This window comes from Chryseobacterium echinoideorum, assembly GCF_007474535.1.
GTDB classification, from domain to species: Bacteria; Bacteroidota; Bacteroidia; order Flavobacteriales; family Weeksellaceae; genus Chryseobacterium; species Chryseobacterium echinoideorum.
The window spans coordinates 269,298-286,801 of sequence record NZ_VKNW01000005.1; the positions used below are offsets into that span (position 1 = coordinate 269,298).

15 protein-coding genes are annotated in these 17,504 nt (G+C 35.2%); 4 read left to right on the forward strand and 11 right to left on the reverse strand.

The annotated features are described in order from the left end of the window. Window positions 1-70 precede the first annotated feature (70 nt). On the reverse strand, window positions 71-1,276 hold the full coding sequence (locus tag FOL89_RS08670; protein ID WP_144282426.1) for an NAD(P)/FAD-dependent oxidoreductase: 1,206 nt from the start codon (window positions 1,274-1,276) through the stop codon (window positions 71-73). A gap of 113 nt (window positions 1,277-1,389) precedes the next feature. On the opposite strand from FOL89_RS08670, the gene FOL89_RS08675 reads away from it, so the two are divergent. Beyond that, a complete protein-coding gene (locus FOL89_RS08675; protein WP_144282427.1) occupies window positions 1,390-1,779 on the forward strand; it encodes a SpoIIAA family protein in 390 nt (129 codons plus the stop codon). 46 nt (window positions 1,780-1,825) lie between these two features. On the opposite strand, the gene lipA is transcribed toward FOL89_RS08675, so the two are convergent. From lipA to FOL89_RS08705, 6 genes are all read right to left on the reverse strand, one after another. Next, entirely contained in the window at window positions 1,826-2,692 is an 867-nt protein-coding gene (gene lipA / locus FOL89_RS08680; protein ID WP_144282428.1) for a lipoyl synthase, read from the reverse strand. A 232-nt stretch (window positions 2,693-2,924) separates the two neighbouring features. After that, window positions 2,925-3,296 carry a septal ring lytic transglycosylase RlpA family protein gene (locus tag FOL89_RS08685; RefSeq protein ID WP_144282429.1) on the reverse strand — a complete coding sequence of 124 codons (372 nt, stop codon included), beginning with the start codon at window positions 3,294-3,296 and terminating at the stop codon, window positions 2,925-2,927. 298 nt (window positions 3,297-3,594) lie between these two features. Then, window positions 3,595-4,935 (reverse strand): AAA family ATPase, encoded by a 1,341-nt coding sequence (locus FOL89_RS08690; RefSeq protein WP_144282430.1) that lies wholly within the window; start codon window positions 4,933-4,935, stop codon window positions 3,595-3,597. A gap of 109 nt (window positions 4,936-5,044) precedes the next feature. Further along, a complete protein-coding gene (locus tag FOL89_RS08695; RefSeq protein ID WP_144282431.1) occupies window positions 5,045-6,112 on the reverse strand; it encodes a DUF2891 domain-containing protein in 1,068 nt (355 codons plus the stop codon). Window positions 6,113-6,135: 23 nt separating this feature from the next. Beyond that, a complete protein-coding gene (locus FOL89_RS08700; protein WP_144282432.1) occupies window positions 6,136-6,888 on the reverse strand; it encodes a polysaccharide deacetylase family protein in 753 nt (250 codons plus the stop codon). Between the two features lie 21 nt (window positions 6,889-6,909). Further along, on the reverse strand, window positions 6,910-7,875 hold the full coding sequence (locus tag FOL89_RS08705) for an NAD-dependent epimerase/dehydratase family protein (protein ID WP_144282433.1): 966 nt from the start codon (window positions 7,873-7,875) through the stop codon (window positions 6,910-6,912). Between the two features lie 260 nt (window positions 7,876-8,135). Between FOL89_RS08705 and FOL89_RS08710 the strand changes: the two genes are divergently transcribed. Further along, window positions 8,136-9,416, forward strand: a complete 1,281-nt coding sequence (locus tag FOL89_RS08710) for a dicarboxylate/amino acid:cation symporter (RefSeq protein ID WP_144282434.1) — start codon at window positions 8,136-8,138, stop codon at window positions 9,414-9,416. A gap of 316 nt (window positions 9,417-9,732) precedes the next feature. Here FOL89_RS08710 and FOL89_RS08715 read toward each other — a convergent pair whose 3' ends face one another. From FOL89_RS08715 to FOL89_RS08725, 3 genes are all read right to left on the reverse strand, one after another. Then, window positions 9,733-10,584: a diacylglycerol/lipid kinase family protein gene (locus tag FOL89_RS08715; protein WP_144282435.1), complete on the reverse strand. Its 852-nt coding sequence runs from the start codon at window positions 10,582-10,584 to the stop codon at window positions 9,733-9,735. A 182-nt stretch (window positions 10,585-10,766) separates the two neighbouring features. Beyond that, on the reverse strand, window positions 10,767-11,675 hold the full coding sequence (locus FOL89_RS08720) for an NAD(P)/FAD-dependent oxidoreductase (protein WP_144282436.1): 909 nt from the start codon (window positions 11,673-11,675) through the stop codon (window positions 10,767-10,769). Between the two features lie 469 nt (window positions 11,676-12,144). Further along, the gene (locus FOL89_RS08725) at window positions 12,145-13,308 is read right to left on the reverse strand and encodes a THUMP domain-containing class I SAM-dependent RNA methyltransferase (protein WP_144282437.1); all 1,164 of its coding nucleotides are present in this window, start codon (window positions 13,306-13,308) and stop codon (window positions 12,145-12,147) included. A gap of 173 nt (window positions 13,309-13,481) precedes the next feature. On the opposite strand from FOL89_RS08725, the gene FOL89_RS08730 reads away from it, so the two are divergent. Further along, window positions 13,482-14,225, forward strand: coding sequence for a class I SAM-dependent DNA methyltransferase (locus FOL89_RS08730; protein ID WP_144282438.1), 744 nt, complete (start codon window positions 13,482-13,484; stop codon window positions 14,223-14,225). Between the two features lie 109 nt (window positions 14,226-14,334). Then, a complete protein-coding gene (locus FOL89_RS08735) occupies window positions 14,335-15,051 on the forward strand; it encodes a ZIP family metal transporter (protein WP_144282439.1) in 717 nt (238 codons plus the stop codon). Window positions 15,052-15,112: 61 nt separating this feature from the next. Here FOL89_RS08735 and FOL89_RS08740 read toward each other — a convergent pair whose 3' ends face one another. Beyond that, window positions 15,113-17,491, reverse strand: coding sequence for a reprolysin-like metallopeptidase (locus tag FOL89_RS08740; protein ID WP_144282440.1), 2,379 nt, complete (start codon window positions 17,489-17,491; stop codon window positions 15,113-15,115). Window positions 17,492-17,504: the final 13 nt, after the last annotated feature.

Below are 17,504 nucleotides of genomic sequence, written 5' to 3' on the forward strand. Positions count from 1 at the left end.
TCTTGAATCTGTTATAAGTTTCATGGTTTGGCTTTGCCAAACCATGAAACATTTTTTTTATAAAGTAAAGTTATCTTCCAAATTTGAAATATTCTGTAAGTGGATGTTTTTTATTCTTTAGATATGTCGAAACCATTTCCATTCCGGTCACCGAAAAGGTAATTCCGTTTCCGCCAAAACCCAGTACAAAATAAGAATTTTTAAAATTCTCGTGAGTTCCAATGTAAGGAAGCCCGTCTTTTGTCTCACCGAATGTTCCTGCCCATACAAAATCTGTATAAAAAGGATAATCTGGTTTGATCTTCTTTAATATTCTCAAAATTTCTTTCTCTTTTTTATTTAATAGAGAATCTCTTTTTTCAGGATTAGAAAAATCTTCATCGCCCCCTCCTATCAACAACCGGTGATCATCTGTGGAGCGCATATACATATAAGGATCATCCGTATTCCATACCAAAGTGTTTTCCATATTTTTAAATTGATTCTGATCTATTTCAGAGACAACAGCGTATGTAACTTTCAGATCAACAAAATGTTCTTTGATCATAGTACTGCTTTCATACCCTACGCAATAAATGATTTTTTTTGCTTTGATATTAAAGCCTTCAGTGGTTAATGCTAAATTATGATCTCTTAGATATTTCACCGATTTCATTTCTGTTTTATCAAAAACCTTGAGTCCTTTTTTAACATTAAACCTAAGCAACTCATGTGCAAATTTAAAAGCATCAATACTTGCACCCTGCTTAGATAAAATAGCTCCGTAGGTATTCTGAAAACCAAATCGGTCTTCTACCTCTTCGTTTCCAAGCCATGAAACTTCAAAACCAGCTTTTTTTCTTGCTTCAAATTCTTTTTCCAACCATTTTTCATCTTTCTTTTTAGAAGCAAAATAAAGTGACTGCTTTCTCTTGAATCCTGACCTTGATTTGATTTCTTTTGTCAGCTTCTCCAATTGATCAATTGCCTTTGAACAAGCTTTGTAGCTATCTACCGCAGCTTTTTCACCAATCATTTCTATTAATTCATAAAGAGGAGTGTCTATTTCATATTGCAACATAGATGTGGTTGCAGAAGTACTGCCATTGCAAACTTCTCTTTTATCAATCAAAATAGTATTATAGCCATCTTTTATCATCTGATGCGCAATAAGACTTCCTGTGATTCCCCCGCCAATGATGAGCACATCACATATTTCGTCTGATTTCAGTGATGGATAAGAAGATACCAAGCCATTTTTTATCAGCCAAAAAGGTTCATTAGATTTAAGGTTCATAAAAAATATTTTTCAAAGACTTATCAATAATTACGCCTTAAATAAGGTTAATATACAATTATGGTTTAATTATTGATAAATTAATTTAATATACACCATTTAAAATTAAATTTATGATCACAATTATTAATGATGCTCCGGAAAACGTAGCTGCATTCTGTGCTACAGGTGAAATAACGAAAGAAGATTTTGAAAATATTGTAATTCCGCGTGTGAAGAAAAAGGTAGAGCAATTTAATGAGCTCAACTATTTGTTATATTTAGACACTGATTTAGGTAATTTCACAGCAGGAGCATGGTTTCAGGACGCTTTATTGGGCATCAAAAACCTTACGAGATGGAATCGGGCAGCCATTGTCACAGACAATGAAGGAGTGCAAAATTTTACGGAAATTTTTAGTGTGCTAATGCCCGGAGAATTCAAATCTTTCCCAAAAAGAAATCTTTACAATGCTTTGTTTTGGTGCCAGAACGGAAACGAAGTACAAACATCAGCAGTATAAATAAACAGCTCAGAATATTTAGAATATTTTCTGAGCTGTCATTATTTTAGTGAATATGCTTTTCTGCGTGATATGAACTTCTTACTAAAGGTGAACTTTCTACGTGTCTGAATCCTAAACTTCTTGCAAAATCTCCTAGTTCATCAAATTCTTCCGGAGTGATGAATTTTTTTACCGGTAAGTGTTTCTTGGTCGGCTGAAGATATTGCCCTAAAGTAATAACATCTACCTCAGCATTTCTAATGTCTTCAATAGTTTGAAAAACCTCATCTTTAGTTTCTCCCAAACCAAGCATTACTCCGGTTTTGGTTCGTCTTTGTCCTGCTTCTTTCAAATATTTTAATACATCAAGGCTTCTTTCATATTTCGCCTGAATTCTTACTTCTCTGGTCAGTCTTTTTACGGTTTCCATATTGTGAGAGATCACTTCCGGAGCCACATCAACCAGTCTGTCTATATGTTTTGTAATTCCCTGAAAATCAGGAATCAGAGTTTCCATGGTTGTTCCCGGAGAAATTCTTCTTACAGCATTCACTGTTTCTGCCCAAAGTATAGACCCCATATCTTTCAGGTCATCACGGTCAACAGATGTCAATACCGCGTGTTTTATTTTCATCAGCTTAATAGATCTTGCTACCTTTTCCGGCTCATCCCAGTTGACATCAAGAGGTTTACCGGTTTTTACTCCGCAGAATCCACAGCTTCTGGTACAAATATTCCCAAGAATCATAAATGTTGCAGTACCTTCACCCCAACATTCTCCCATATTAGGACAGCTTCCGCTCTGGCAGATAGTGTTTAATTTATATTTATCAACCAAAGTTCTGAGTTCACGATAATTTTTTCCTGTCGGAAGTTTTACTCTGATCCATTTTGGCTTCTGAACGGTTGTATCCTGCACTAAATTTTCCATTTCTAAAATTGAACCTCAAAGTTAGTGATTTTTTTATCGAAACCATCAAAGATGATGATTGATGAAAATTTATAGAACATGATAAAACGTAATCATTCAATGTGAAATATATCAAAACGTACTGATTAATAACAATACAAAAATTATTATTCATATAAGTAATAAAATACCTATAAAATAAAAATCGGTCTCAATAGCAATTGAGACCGATTTTTTTAATTTAAATCATAAATTAATCGACAATTTCAAATTCAACCGGGATGGTACCATGATCAATATTCCCGATTTCGTCGAACGCCGCCTTAGACATATCTAATACCCTTGACGAATGGAAAGGTCCTCTATCATTAATTATTACTATCACCTCTTTCCCATTATTCAGATTGGTAACTTTTACTTCAGTTCCAAAAGGAATCGTTCTGTGCGCTGCAGTAAGTTTTGAATTATCAAAAACATCTCCGCTGGCTGTTTTTCTACCGTTAAACTTATCGTGGTAGTACGATGCATAACTTGTTTTCTTCGCATCTGCGGTATTATATTTGAATGAATAAATACCGAAGGTTGAAATCATCATTATGATTACGAGAATGAATCTTTTCATCATTTTGAACTTTTACTTGTTTGACGAGGCAAAAGTATAGGGAAACTTTTTATCCGCCTATTTTAAATGTTAACAAGCGTTAACAAAATATAAAATAAAAGTTAATTTTTTTTATAAATACCTATAAACAGGTAATTTAGAGCATAGTGTTAAAAAATGTTAAAAAAAGCGATAAAAAGTTAATACAATTAACAGCTTTTAGACACAATCATTAGCTATTAAGCTAATAAACAGATGAAAATCAATCATTTAAAATACTATATATTTTCTTAAAAACATAATTTTACTGAAGGAAATTTTGTTACTCTTTTTCTTGTTTGTTTTGAAAACCAATAGCTCTTCTGGGTTCTTCTATTATCTGATAGGTCTGAAGCTCTGCTTTTATATCCTGAACTCTTTTCTGAAAATCATCAAAATTATTGATTACTACATCATTTAAAAATCTTGCAACCAAACTAAGATATTCCTGAGTAAGTTTAGCTGCAGCGTCTCTCAAAGCGCCATTAAGAAGAATTTCGTCAATGATAAGATTTTCATTTCTACTACGATGATAAGCATTCTTAATTCTTTTTTTAAGACTTTGGGTAAAATCTATCAGCATCGTATTGCTAAACACTTTCATCTTGGAAGCAACCTGAGTCCAGAACGGAATTTTATCTGCCTGATTATTTCTGAGTATTTTGTATAATAAAGAATCTTTATCAAGGTTTCTGGTGATTTGAAACAAAATAATTTCTGCTCTTTCAGCCGCATTAGGCGGAAAAACAGGAATCATCACGTCAAATCTTCCGGGAGCAAGTATCTCCTCATCAATTTCTGCAACAGAGTTTGCAGAACCTACCATGAGCAGATTTTCACTTTCAAACTTAGAAATATGGTGCAGAACCATTTCCTGGGTTTCAAGATTGGCATAAGCTATATCATTTTCAGCTTTTCTCTGCATCATTATTTCATCAAAATCTTCAAGAAACAGCAAAACGCGGTCATCCTTCATCATTGTTAAAAGAAAATCGTTGAAATTGGTCTGGTTACCATTCACAAAAGAAGTTCCCAGATAATATTTTTTGACTTCTTTGAATTGATAATTGATGATCTCAGCAATTTTATTTGCCCAGAAAATCTTCCCGCTTCCGGGAGGCCCATATAAAATGATTCCTGCGGGTTTATTAATGCCCCAGTCTTTAGTTTGCTGAGGATTGAGAAAAGGCTCCAGAACTGCTGAAATATAAAAAAACAAATCCCTGTAACCAATAAAATCACGTTGTTGCAGACTGGTTTTATCTCCGAAATAATCATATACGAATTTGTAGTTTCCGCCCAATTTATTATCAATTCCATAACTTGAAATTGAAGAACGGTAAAAGCCATTATCAAAAATATTTTTTTCCTTTATTGCTTTTTCTATCCTTTCTTTGGGCTGATTGATCTTTTCCGCAATCTGATCAATGGTTTTATTTTTATCTAAATCTTTCTCATACTGCCTTAGAAAACCAACATTTTCCCGCGCAAACTTTTCAAAATCTTCCTTTACTTCAAAATTGGTCGCGATACAATCTGAGAGAACCAGATCAAAATCCTGAATAAAACGTTTAATAGCTTCGGGGGAAACATTGAGTTCTTTGGCAAGCTGTATTAACTTCATAAAATCATCTTTAATTCTTAAAAATAAGAAATTTTGCTGATTTTAAAAGTCCCAACAACGAAAATGAATCTGTCATCAAAATTGAAAAATCTGATGCACTAAATCTTCATCAATCCTCCAATGCATAAACGGCAAAACTCGCCAACCAATGATCGCCACCATAATTCCCCTGAAAAAGTAAAGGCAACCCGTTATTAAGGAATACATTGGCTGTTTTCAAAAAATCTTTTTTCAGAGGATGATTTTGAGGGAGACTCTTCGCAATGCCTTTCATACACCATGCTTTTGAAAACGACAAACCCACCAAGTGAACAGTCTGATAATCGCTCAAATCACTTACAACGGGAATTTTTTCAATATTTTCGAGATTCCTTTTATCATAAAACTTATTCAGCCACTGCACAAATTTTTTTTGAGGAAGCACTCTTCTCATCAAATCGGCAATTTCCAGACTCGGAGAAAAAAAATCTGAACCATCGGGTTCCAGATATGCCGGTGTTTTTTCATCTTTCAGATAAAAATATTTTGCTTTTTCAGTAAGCTGCTTTTCAAATTCCGAATCTTTGTTTGCCCTTGCCCAGTCTATCGCAAATGCCATTGCAAAAGCGGTATTGGGATGTACTCCGGTTCTGTTAGGATAAGTTTGTTTGGGAAGATAAGTTTTCCAGGAATTTAAAATTTTATCGGTTAATGGTTTTAGGTTCTGATGCCATATTTTGGCTTTAGGATGATTCCAAGTGGTGAGTTCTTCATCTAGCTTTAAAAGCCAGGCCCAGCCGTAAGTTCTTTCAAAAGTTCCGGTAAGCTGATATTTAGTAAAATAATCTGCTTCGGTCTGCAGATTTTCTTTTTTAAATGAATGATCCAGAATTTGCTCAATATTTTTTGCTACCGAAAGGTTTGGTTTTGTTTTAAGGAGCCTTACCAACATCCAGTGACCATGAACAGAGCTATGCCAATCAAAACACCCGTAAAAACTGGGGTGAAGATCTTTTGGACTTAGAGCAACCTCATTTTCATTGTTGATAATATGTGCCGTTTTGTTGGGATATTCCTGATTGATACAATGAAGCGGTTTTTCAGCAAGCTTTACAGCCATTTCATCTGAAAATTTAGGGATTTCCTGCGCAAAAAGAATAGAAGGAAAAGTGGCAATTGCTAACAAATATTTTCTCATTTGGCTTGACTTTAATTTACTGTTTAAAAAATATAATCTTTAATTCTGGAGGTGGCTAATTCTTTTTCATTAATCCAGCTGAGAAAAGATTCAAGTTTGTCTTCCATTTTTTTCCCCGTATTCCATGCTCTGTAAAAAGGTATTTTAAAATGAAATTTTTCTACATCTGTAAACTGCCATGAGTCTAAATAAATCAAAACAAAATCATCTTTTTTCAGTGTTTCATACACCATATTCTGATAATACTGCATTGGCAAAGCCTGAAACACAAAATCATTGTAAGGAAGCTGACTGTAAGGAGAAACACTTTCGGGAATAATGCTTAAGCCATTTTCTTCAGTAATTTCCGGAGATATTTTGAGTCTTTTGAAAGGGAAAAGTATATCCGCATGATCAATCCTGGAAACATAATTGAACCCGCAAAGCTTCAGTTCATCCAAAGAAAAACCTGTATTTTTATAACGGATTCCGCGGATGCTTTTTTCAAGAAAATCCTGAGTGTTTTTTTTAATTTCCTCTACATATTCCAGTGAGCCATGCTGATAATAAAAAGCAACTTCGTGCCCATGAACCGAAATTGCCTTTAAAAGTTGCTGCAGCTTTTCAGCAATAGAAATTTCTATAAAAAAGCTCGCTTTAAGATCATGAAGATCTAATATTCTGAGAATTGCTCTGACATTGCTTTCTGTGATTTTTACTCTTTCTTCATCAGAAATTTCAAAACCTTTTTTAGCTTCCGCTTCAATGGTAATGATGTTGAAAGTAAGTAATATCATGCAGGGATTGTATCAGAAATATTAGTTTTTATTTAATTTAACCTTAAGGTTTTTAATCATATCTTTTGTCATTTCAGCAATTCCGAAATCATAAGACAGTCCCCAATCTTTCTTTGCTACCGAATCATCAATGGAAGCCGGCCAGGAATCCGCAATTGCCTGTCTGAAATCCGGTTGATAATCAATTTCAAACTCAGGAATTTCTTTTTTGATCTCTTGTGCCAATTCTTTAGGGGTAAAAGACATCCCGCCAAGATTATAAGAAGAGCGAACCGTTACGTTTTCTTTCGGAGCTTCCATTAGCTTTAAAGTAGCATTGATGGCATCGTCCATATACAGCATGGGCATTCCTGTATTTTCGGAAATAAAACTTGTATATTTTCCTTTTTCAATGGCTTCATAAAAAATCTCAACAGCATAATCTGTAGTTCCTCCACCTGCAGGAGTTTTCCACGAAATAAGCCCAGGATATCGGATACTTCTTACATCTACTCCATGCTTATCAAAGTAATATTCGCACCATTTCTCTCCTGCCATTTTAGAAATTCCGTACACCGTGGTAGGATTCAGCACTACATCCTGCCCTACGTTTTCCTTAGGAATTCCTTTCCCGAAAACAGCAATAGAACTCGGCCAGAATATTTTTTTGATGAGTCCTTCTTTTGCCATTTCACAAAATTGCAGCAGAGGCTCCAGATTAAGCTTCCATGCAAAAATCGGCTGTTTTTCTGAAGTTCCGGATAATAGAGAAGCCAAATGATAAACCGTGGTAATTTCGTAATCCTTAATAACCTGTCTTACCAGCTGAGTATTGGTGACATCCATTCTTTCATAATATCCTGCTGAGGTAATACCCTGCTGATATCTGTCTAAACCTGAAGCAACCACATTCTCTGCCCCATGCATTTCTACAAGTCTGTTGGTAAGCTCAGTTCCGATTTGCCCTAAAGCTCCTGTAATAAGTATTTTTTCCGTGAAGGACTCCATTTTTATTTATTATTAGTTGATGAAAAGCAAAAGTAAAAATTTTGACTGCGATAAGAAAACAAAATGACGAATTAACAGCAAAATTTGATTATTATTTGAATTTAAAGAAAGGTAAGCCGTTTATTTATTTTGTTTTCAGCAGTTTAAAGTCCGAATGAGCTTTTATATTAGCTGATCTTCTGCTTCAGAATTATAATTTAATATCAATAAATATTGTAAAATTGATTACATTTCAGGATTATTTTTAAATAAATACGTTTTTGAAAACAAAAAAACTTTATCAGCAGCTCTATTTTCAGGTAATTATTGCCATTACGTTAGGAATTTTATTAGGGAAATTTTACCCTGAACTCGGAGAGAAAATGAAACCGCTCGGTGACGGCTTTATTAAACTTGTAAAAATGATTATCGCACCGGTGATTTTCATTACCCTGACTTTGGGGATTGCCCACATGACCGATCTGAAAAAAGTAGGTAGAATTGCCATAAAAGCAATGATCTATTTTTTCACTTTCTCCACTCTGGCTCTGATTATCGGCTTAATTGTCGGGAACCTCATCCAGCCGGGTTCTGGTCTGAACATTGATCCTGCAGGTTTATCAGGAGATATTTCGCAATACCAGCAAAAAGCACACGATACTACCCTTACCGGTTTTGTGATGAATATTATTCCTGAAACATTATTCAGCCCGCTGATCGGGGATAACATTCTGCAGGTTCTTCTGGTCGCTATTCTGATGGGGGTTGCTTTGGTTTTAACCAAAGAAAAGAGCGGAAAAATTACAGACTTGCTACAGTCTCTTGCCGCTCCCGTTTTCAAGATCGTTCATATGCTCATGAAACTGGCTCCCATCGGAGCTTTCGGAGCAATGGCCTTCACCATAGGCAAATATGGTTTAGCCTCTGTTCTCAATTTAATTTTTCTTGTCGGAACATTTTACATTACCTCAATTTTATTTGTTGTTTTGGTATTAGGGGCAGTGGCGTGGTACAATGGTTTTAATATTTTTAAGCTGATGTATTACCTGAAAGAAGAATTGCTTCTCGTTTTGGGAACAAGCTCTTCCGAATCTGCGCTTCCCGGAGTTATGGAAAAACTTGAGAAAGCAGGCTGTTCCAGAGCCATTGTAGGCTTGGTGGTTCCTACCGGATATTCTTTCAATCTCGACGGAACCAATATTTATATGACTTTGGCTTCACTTTTTATAGCGCAGGCTTTAAACATTGATCTCTCTATCGAAAAACAGCTGATGCTTCTTTTGGTGGCTATGCTGAGCTCAAAAGGAGCCGCCGGTGTTACCGGAGCCGGTTTTGTGACTTTGGCGGCAACTCTTGCGGTAGTTCCTGAAATTCCCATTGCCGGAATGACATTGATTTTGGGAATTGATAAATTTATGAGTGAATGCCGCGCTTTAACCAACGTGATCGGAAATTCGGTGGCAACAGTAGTGGTGGCTAACTGGGAAAAACAACTGGATAAAGACCAGCTGAAGTACTGTCTTGAGAACCCGAATGAAATTGAAGAGAAACTGGAAGTCTGACTGACTTTTTTCTCAGCACCCTCATTTATTACAAAGAAAAAAACTATTTGAAAAAACGTCCGCATCTTCCGGTAAAAAGATGCTTAGGTTTTGAGTGAAAGATGCTTAGGTTTTAATAAAAAGATGCGAACCTTTTTGAGGGGTCTTAATAACTTTAAAAACTGATCCGCATTAATCTTTGAATTGATGCGGATGAATTGATCAAATCATGCGTGTCATTGGGTAAATAAGACGTGTCTCTTTATCGGTTGACACGTCTCACTTTGAAAAGAAAAAACTGTAATTTTTACTTCTTCAAAAGGCTTTCTATAATCTTCTATATCAAAATATTCAGGCTCGAAGGCTGTACTTTTATATGAATCGGGGATTTTATTTTGTTGAATTCTCCGTCGAGATGCCAGTTTTTGGTGTTTACTTTAAATTCAATTTCTGAAACAGGAAGATAGGTGATATAATCATCTTCTTTCAGTTTTTTGGTAAACATTCTGAACGCAAATAGCGGAGAATACGTAATGGGAAACTTTTTCACCAAAACCATATCGACTAAACCGTCACTTTTACTCGCCATCGGAGCAATATACGCATTGTTTCCAAACTGACGGGTGTTGGCAATGTTGACCATCAGATACTTCCCATTGTATTGTTTGTAATTTTCGTCAAAAAATTTCAGCTTTATGGGTTTGTAGCTGAAAAAAGTTTTCAGTGAAACTTTAATGTAGTTTTTAAATCCTCTCGTGGTTTTTTCAAATTCTTTTACCACTTTCCCATCGAAACCTGTTCCTGAAACATTGATAGAAAGTCTGCCGTTAACGGTAAAAGTATCTATTTTTCTAGATTTTTTATCCTGAAGTTTTTGCAAAAGCTCGTCCAGATCTTTGCTGAACTGTGTCTCATTGGAAAAGCCATTCCCGGAACCGGCAGGAAAAATCGCCAGAATTTTTTCTGTATTAATCAGGTTTTTTGCAACGGTAGAAATGGTTCCGTCACCTCCTATGGCAACGAAAATATCAATATCATTAAAATGATTCTGAATAAACTCATCTGTTCCTGCAATAGATTCTGATATATAAAATAAAGGATTATTTACCTTCATTTTCAGATCATTCAGAAATGGATGGTAATTTTTTTTTGCCGAAAAAGGATTAATGATAAAAGCCACTCTTTCCATTGCCGCAAAATTATAAAATGGAAGCGTATCCGAAAGAATTAATATTCATTAATATTTGATGGTTTTAAATTTAATTGAAAAATAAGATTGATCATATTATTGATTTTTAATACAAAAAATGCGGGTATTCTATACTTACTCACTGCTTGTAAATTAAACAACCTTTTATCGGGCTACTAATCTCAGAAAACTTCATTCGCAAGCTCCATATTCACCATAGCTCCCGCAAAGCTTCCTGTATAAACCGCATTGGCTACAGAACGCATCGGGCACGAATTATCACCACAGGCGTAAATTCCGGGTACTGTGGTCGTTTGTTTGTTATCAATGATCAGATGTCCGTGTTCTGTAAATTCACATCCTAAAGAACCCGGAATATCAGAATGCTGCTTAAAGTGAAAAGCTCCGTAGACAGCTTCAGGATAAAGTATACTTCCATCAGTCAACACCAAAGATGTGATATTTCCATTTTCGTGAATCATTTCTTCAATCTCAGTTTCAATGACTGAAATATTGTTCTGTGATAGCTTTTGAATTTGTTCTTCGGTAAAATCAGATTTACCTCTTGTCAAAATCGTAAGATCATCGGTAAGATTTTTCACCAGAGAAGCAAGATGAAATCCCCTATCGCTATTGGCAATAATTGCTGTTTTTTTATTTCTGAATTCATAACCATGACAATATGGACAGTGAATCAAAGAAATTCCCCAACATTCACTAAAGCCTTTGATATCAGGAACATCATCGGTAATTCCTGTGGCAAAAATCAGTTTTTGGGCTTCAAATTTATCTCCATTTTCGATTTTAATTTCAAAGCCATTTTCAGTTTTTCTTCCTTCTGTTGCCAAACCGTCAAAAAAAGTAATTGTTTCATATTTTTTAACCTGATCTTTTCCAATTTCAGAAATTTCAGCGGGTGCTTTGCCATCCTGTGTCAGGAAGTTGTGTGACTGTGGCGTTTGTCTGTTGCAGGGTTTTCCGCTGTCGATAACCAGTACTTTTCTGAGTGATCTGCCCAAAGACATGGCTGCAGAAAGCCCTGCATAGCTACCTCCAACTATAATGACATCAAAGAAGTTTTCATTTTTCATAATAATTATTTTTCGGTTGGATAAAAAAAATGTAAAAAGTTTGCCAAAAAACTTTGAATAGACTGCTAAATTAAATCATCCACTTTATATAAATAAGCAAAACAATTGAAATCATCATTAATATGAATGAAATATTAAAAAATAAAAATAACCATATATTTCGAAAATAATACAACCCTAAATGATAGAGAAAATAAAAAAAGACAAAAGAAACAGCTATTCCGGTAAATGAGCAGATTAAAAGAATGTTCAAATTATTTTCAGCTTTAAAATCACCGACTGCTGTGAGAAAAGTTACTAAAGCAATCGATGTGAATATAGCTGACCAAAAAAGGGTTCTGGATTTCCATTTTTTTCCTGATCTTTTGGAATCATCATCATTTTTATGACCTGAACTTCCCGAAAAGCTGAGACTTAATAAATCTGTTAAAAAATTGATTCCGTCTAAAAAATCAAAGGGCATTTATTTCTATTTATTTTCCAATTTATGTACTTTTTTGGTTCCTTCATACATTTCGTACTGTAAAAATCTTGTTTCCAGCTTGCCGTTAAACAGTTTTATTTTTCTGGAAGGGCGAAGTCCTATTTTCTTTACTGCTTCGAGATCAGAAGATATTAGCCATGCTAAGGTATTGGGATAATGTGTTTTAAATGTATCTCCTACTTTTTTATAGAAATCATCATCATTAATTGAAATTCTCTCATCATAAGGCGGATTGAAAACCATCAGCAAAGGAAAAAGCTCTTTCTTGGAATCGAAGAAATTTTGTTTTCTCACTTCAATAATATCTTCCATTTCTGCAGATTCGATGTTGGTTCGTGCTGCATTCAGCATTCTTGCATCAATATCATAACCTACAATTTTCCCGTTAAACTCTTTTATGCGGTTTACACGAACTTCTTTTATTTTAGAAAATAAATCGGCATCATAATTTTTCCAATTCTGAAAGGCAAATCTTCTTCTGAAAATCTGTGCAGGAAGATCTAATGCAATCATTGCCGCTTCAATGAGAAGCGTTCCCGAACCACACATCGGGTCAAGGAAATTTCCTTTTCCGTCCCAACCTGCCAATTGCAGCATTCCGCTTGCCAAAACTTCATTGATGGGTGCTTCACCCTGCTCTTTTCGATATCCTCTTTTAAACAAAGGATCTCCTGAAGAATCTAAAGAAATGGTAGCCAGTTCACGATCAATATGCAAATGAAATTTAATATCCGGAGATTTGGTCTCTATATTGGGTCTTTTCTGATATTTATTCTGAAAATAGTCTACAATGGCATCCTTCATTTTAAAAGTCATAAACTGAGAATGCTTAAATCTTTCGGAATTTACCGTAGAATCTATCGCAAAAGTCTGATCAACATCCATCAATTGATCCCATTCAAATTTGAAGAGCTTATCGTAAAATTTACTCTCGTTAAAAGCTTTAAATTCTAAAACAGGAATAATGATCTTTAAAGCTGTTCTCGCAGAATAATTAATTTTATATAAAAAACCCAGATCGCCTTCACAGTTGACAGCGCGGTTTTTAATTTCCACGTTTCTGCCGCCGAGTTTTTTTATTTCTTCTGCAAGAATGGGTTCCAGCCCGAAGAATGTTTTGATCTGAATTTTGAGATTGTCTGTATCCATTCTGCAAAAATAGCGATTTTTTGCGGGGTGATGGAAGTTGGATGTTGGATGATTTAAAATATTACAGATTTTAAAATTATATTGTGATTTTTACTGACTTCTTTGTCTCAAAAACAATAATCAGAGATCATACATTGCATTATGCATCCAACAAAATTCCGTACTTTTGCAGGATGGAATGGTTTGAATCTTGGTTTGATACCCCTTATTATCATTTGTTATACAGCAACAGAGATTACACAGAAGCAGAACAGTTTATTACTGCACTTACATCGGAGCTGCAGCTTCCACAATCGGCTAAAATTATCGACTTGGCTTGCGGAAAAGGAAGACATTCCGTTTTTCTGAATAAACTTGGATACGATGTTTTGGGTTTAGACCTTTCACGCCAAAGTATTGAACATAATAAAAAGTTTGAAAAACTTTCTGATTCGTCCAATCCGGCACTCCGTTTTGAAGTGCATGATATGCGGAATCCAATCAATCATCAACCGGTAGATGCCGTTTTCAATCTTTTTACCAGCTTTGGATATTTTGACAATGAAGAAGATGACAAAAAAGTTTTTCAGTCTGTTTATGACTCTCTTCAACCGAAAGGTTATTTCGTTTTAGATTATCTTAATGAGGTGTTTGTAAGAAACACTTTGATTCCTGAAATGACGATTATCAGAGAAGATATTGAGTTTAATATTTCAAAAAAAATTGAAGGGAGACATATCATAAAAGACATAAGATTTGAAGCGGATGGAAAATCTCACCATTTCTTTGAAAAAGTAAAACTACACACGTTAGAAACTATTGAAAATTACGCAAAAGAATGCGGTTTTGAAAGAATAAAAATATGGGGAGATTATCAGCTCAATGATTTTGAGACAGAGAAATCGCCACGCTGCATTAATTTATTTAAGAAGAAATAATTTTTGCAAAATCTGAATTGCTTGAAAATAAAATTAATTACATAATAAATTTGCTTATTTGTAAACCTAACGATAGTTTTATATTGCCTCTTACCTATTTTCGATTAATATGATTTTCATTTTACTAATACTAAGCGTCATTTCCGGAGTTTTGCTGGGAAAATATTTTGGCAAAAAAGAAAAATTTGCTAAAAATCTACTGATTGTAAGTGCAGGATTTCTTATTACAATCTGTCTTAATGAAGTATTTCCGCAGGTATATCATACCGAAGCAGGAAATTTAGGAATTTTTGTAATTGCAGGAGTTTTGCTTCAGATGATTCTTGAGGCACTTACCAAAGGTTTTGAACATGGTCATTTTCATTATCATAATGAAAGTAATATCCTTCCGATGGCTTTGATGGTGGGGCTCTTTATCCATGCTTTTATTGAAGGAATTCCGCTCGCTAACGAAACCAATCCGTTTTCTCCGTATCTGATGGGGATTCTGGTTCATAATATTCCCATTTCATTTATACTGGGAACCTTTTTATTCAACCGAAAGGGTAGCAAAGCGTCTTATCCCTCTATTTTAATTGTTGCTTTATTTGCTTTAGCATCACCATTCGGAATGTTTTTGGGAAATTATTTTAATCCGGAATGGCAACCTTATTTTTTAGCTGTCGTCGGAGGAATTTTTCTTCACATTTCATCTGTTATTATTTTTGAAAGTAATAAAAATCATAACATCAATTGGTCTAAAATAGGTTTAGTCATTTTAGGAGTCTCTTTAGCATTGGTGATTCACCTTTTTCATATTCATCCTGATTCGGGACATACACATTAAAAAGGAAAACCGTTCAGTTATTTTAAACTGAACGGTTTTTTTATGTTTAATAATTATAAAATTATCTGTTAACCATCACTAGCTTCTTCACAATCTGGTTACCTTCAAGCTCAACTTCGATCATATAAGTTTCTGTCGGCAGATGTCTTAAATCTATTTTCTCTAAATGATCAGAGAAGAACAATCTTGATCTTTTAGGAATTACCAATTTACCATCCATTGCATAAATAGTATAATTAAATGCATACGGACGAAGTGGTGCCTGTCTTGGGAAGTCTAATTTGATATATACGTATCCGTCATAAGATGGAACAGGATAAATCATCATTCCTTCGAAGAAAGTAGATGGAGTTGCACCAGGATTACCCGGTGTTCCAGGCGTCCCCGGAGTTCCAGGTGTACCCGGAGTCCCAGGTGTTCCAGGATTAGGTACCGGAGGTACAACCACAGCAGAAGAATTAACCGTAAAATTTTGTGAATTTACGTTTAGGAAAACATTATCAATTGCTTTTACCATAATTCTTGCATTGGTACTATTTCCTAAGTTACCAGGTACTGTAAGTGTATGAGTTCCGTCATTCGGTGTACTTGGAACCAATACAAAAGGGAAAGTAACTCCACCATCAGTTGATAATAAAATAGTGACATTTGGTGTACTTACAGGAGCAGCTGTGGTATTGGCAACGTTCCACGTGATGGTTTGAGATTGTCCTTCTGTCCACATTGTTCCAGGAGTATTTTGTGAAGTGACCACGAAAGGACCTGCAGAATTTACTACCGTAAGTTTAACATCATCACGTCCTGTTTGCCCTCCCAGCGCATTATTGTCTCTCACCAAAACAGAAAAATTAAGCTCTCTTGCCCCAGATGGTAATTTTTCCCATGCTCTGTAATCTGTAGGATTTACAATTGCAGGATCATATCCGGAAACAATAGTTGATAATCTTGGAAAATATCTTGAAGCAGACGCTGTAGGCATTACAGATCTGAAAAGCGGACCCACCGTACTTGCCGGCTGAGGTGGCATAGGTGCTACCCCTGCATCAATCTGTTCCCATGTATAAGTCAGTGGATCATTGTTAGCATCTGTTGCGGTTGCAGTCAGCATAAAAGGAGTACTTTTAGGAATACTTCTATCTAAACCCGCATTTACTACCGGCTCTGCATTGGCAATAGGTGTTTTGGTTCCGCAAGTTGATGTGTTGCCTGTTGTAAGTCTGGTATACATTTCATTAATGCTTATTGAGTGAAAATAAGCATCAGAGTTTTGCTGTACATTTGGCGGACAGATACCTGCATATCCCATGATTGAACTTGCGCTTCCCGGTTCTACGGTTGTAGGTGTATTTCTATTACAGTTATTATTCTGTGTGTGCATAGCACCAAACTGATGCCCCATTTCGTGCGCTACATAATCAATAACAAAAGGATCTCCCACAGGGACAGCAGAACCTGTTACAGCACCCGCCTTGCTGTTACCGCAAATAGCAGGCGTAGCCGCTAATCCGTTATCATTACCTGCATTAGCCTGAAAAAACAGATGTCCGATGTCATAATTAGCAGAACCAATAATATTGTTGGTTACCGTGATGTTTTCATTAAGCATCTGGCTTGCATTCAATGTATTAAATGTGTCTGTGCTAATGAAAAACAAAGCATCTGTATTGGGTATAAGCTGTAATCTAACTGCTATATCTCTTTCAAAAACACTATTAAGACGGGTAACAGCTAAATTTACCGCTGCCAAAACTGCTGCTTTTTTTTGTGCATCAGTTCCGCCTCCTACACCTGCCTGTCCGGCAATATAAGCAGTATATTCTGTTGTTGTTGTGATAGCAAGTCTGTATTTTCTGTTGAGACCGTCAATAACCGTTTTCTGAACAAGTGATGAAGAATTTGTCATGTCACTTTCTCCATTGAAAAGACAATTAAACTGACTGAGTGAAGAAGCATCATTTCTTTTATAAATTCTGTATACCTGATTATCTCTGGTATAAGAATCAATATAATAAGTTCCTTCATTGCTGCCGATCATTCCGTTAAAACCAAAATAAGGATCTATAGTAAATCTTAAAGTTACAGATTCGTCACCTTTTTTATATCCTATATATGATTTAATATCAGAATACCTGTTTTGCAAATCACGATGCATGGTTGAAGATTCATAAACTTCATAAGTATCAAATGTTCCTGCGGGATTTGGAAAACTAAGCAAAATACCTTTCCTATAGTTTTTATAGTCTCTATCTGCAGCATCTTTCAGATTATCCTGAATCTTATTAACATTAAGCGTAAATAGAGAATAATCTGAAATTTTAATATTACTATCACGAACCTCCCCAATAGGATTTGAGCTAAGCTTTTTCCATTGGTTTTGCTGGGCAAATCCTGATGCCGAAAAGGCAAGTACCATACCCAGAATGAATAGTTTTTTCTTCATATAATTTTATTTA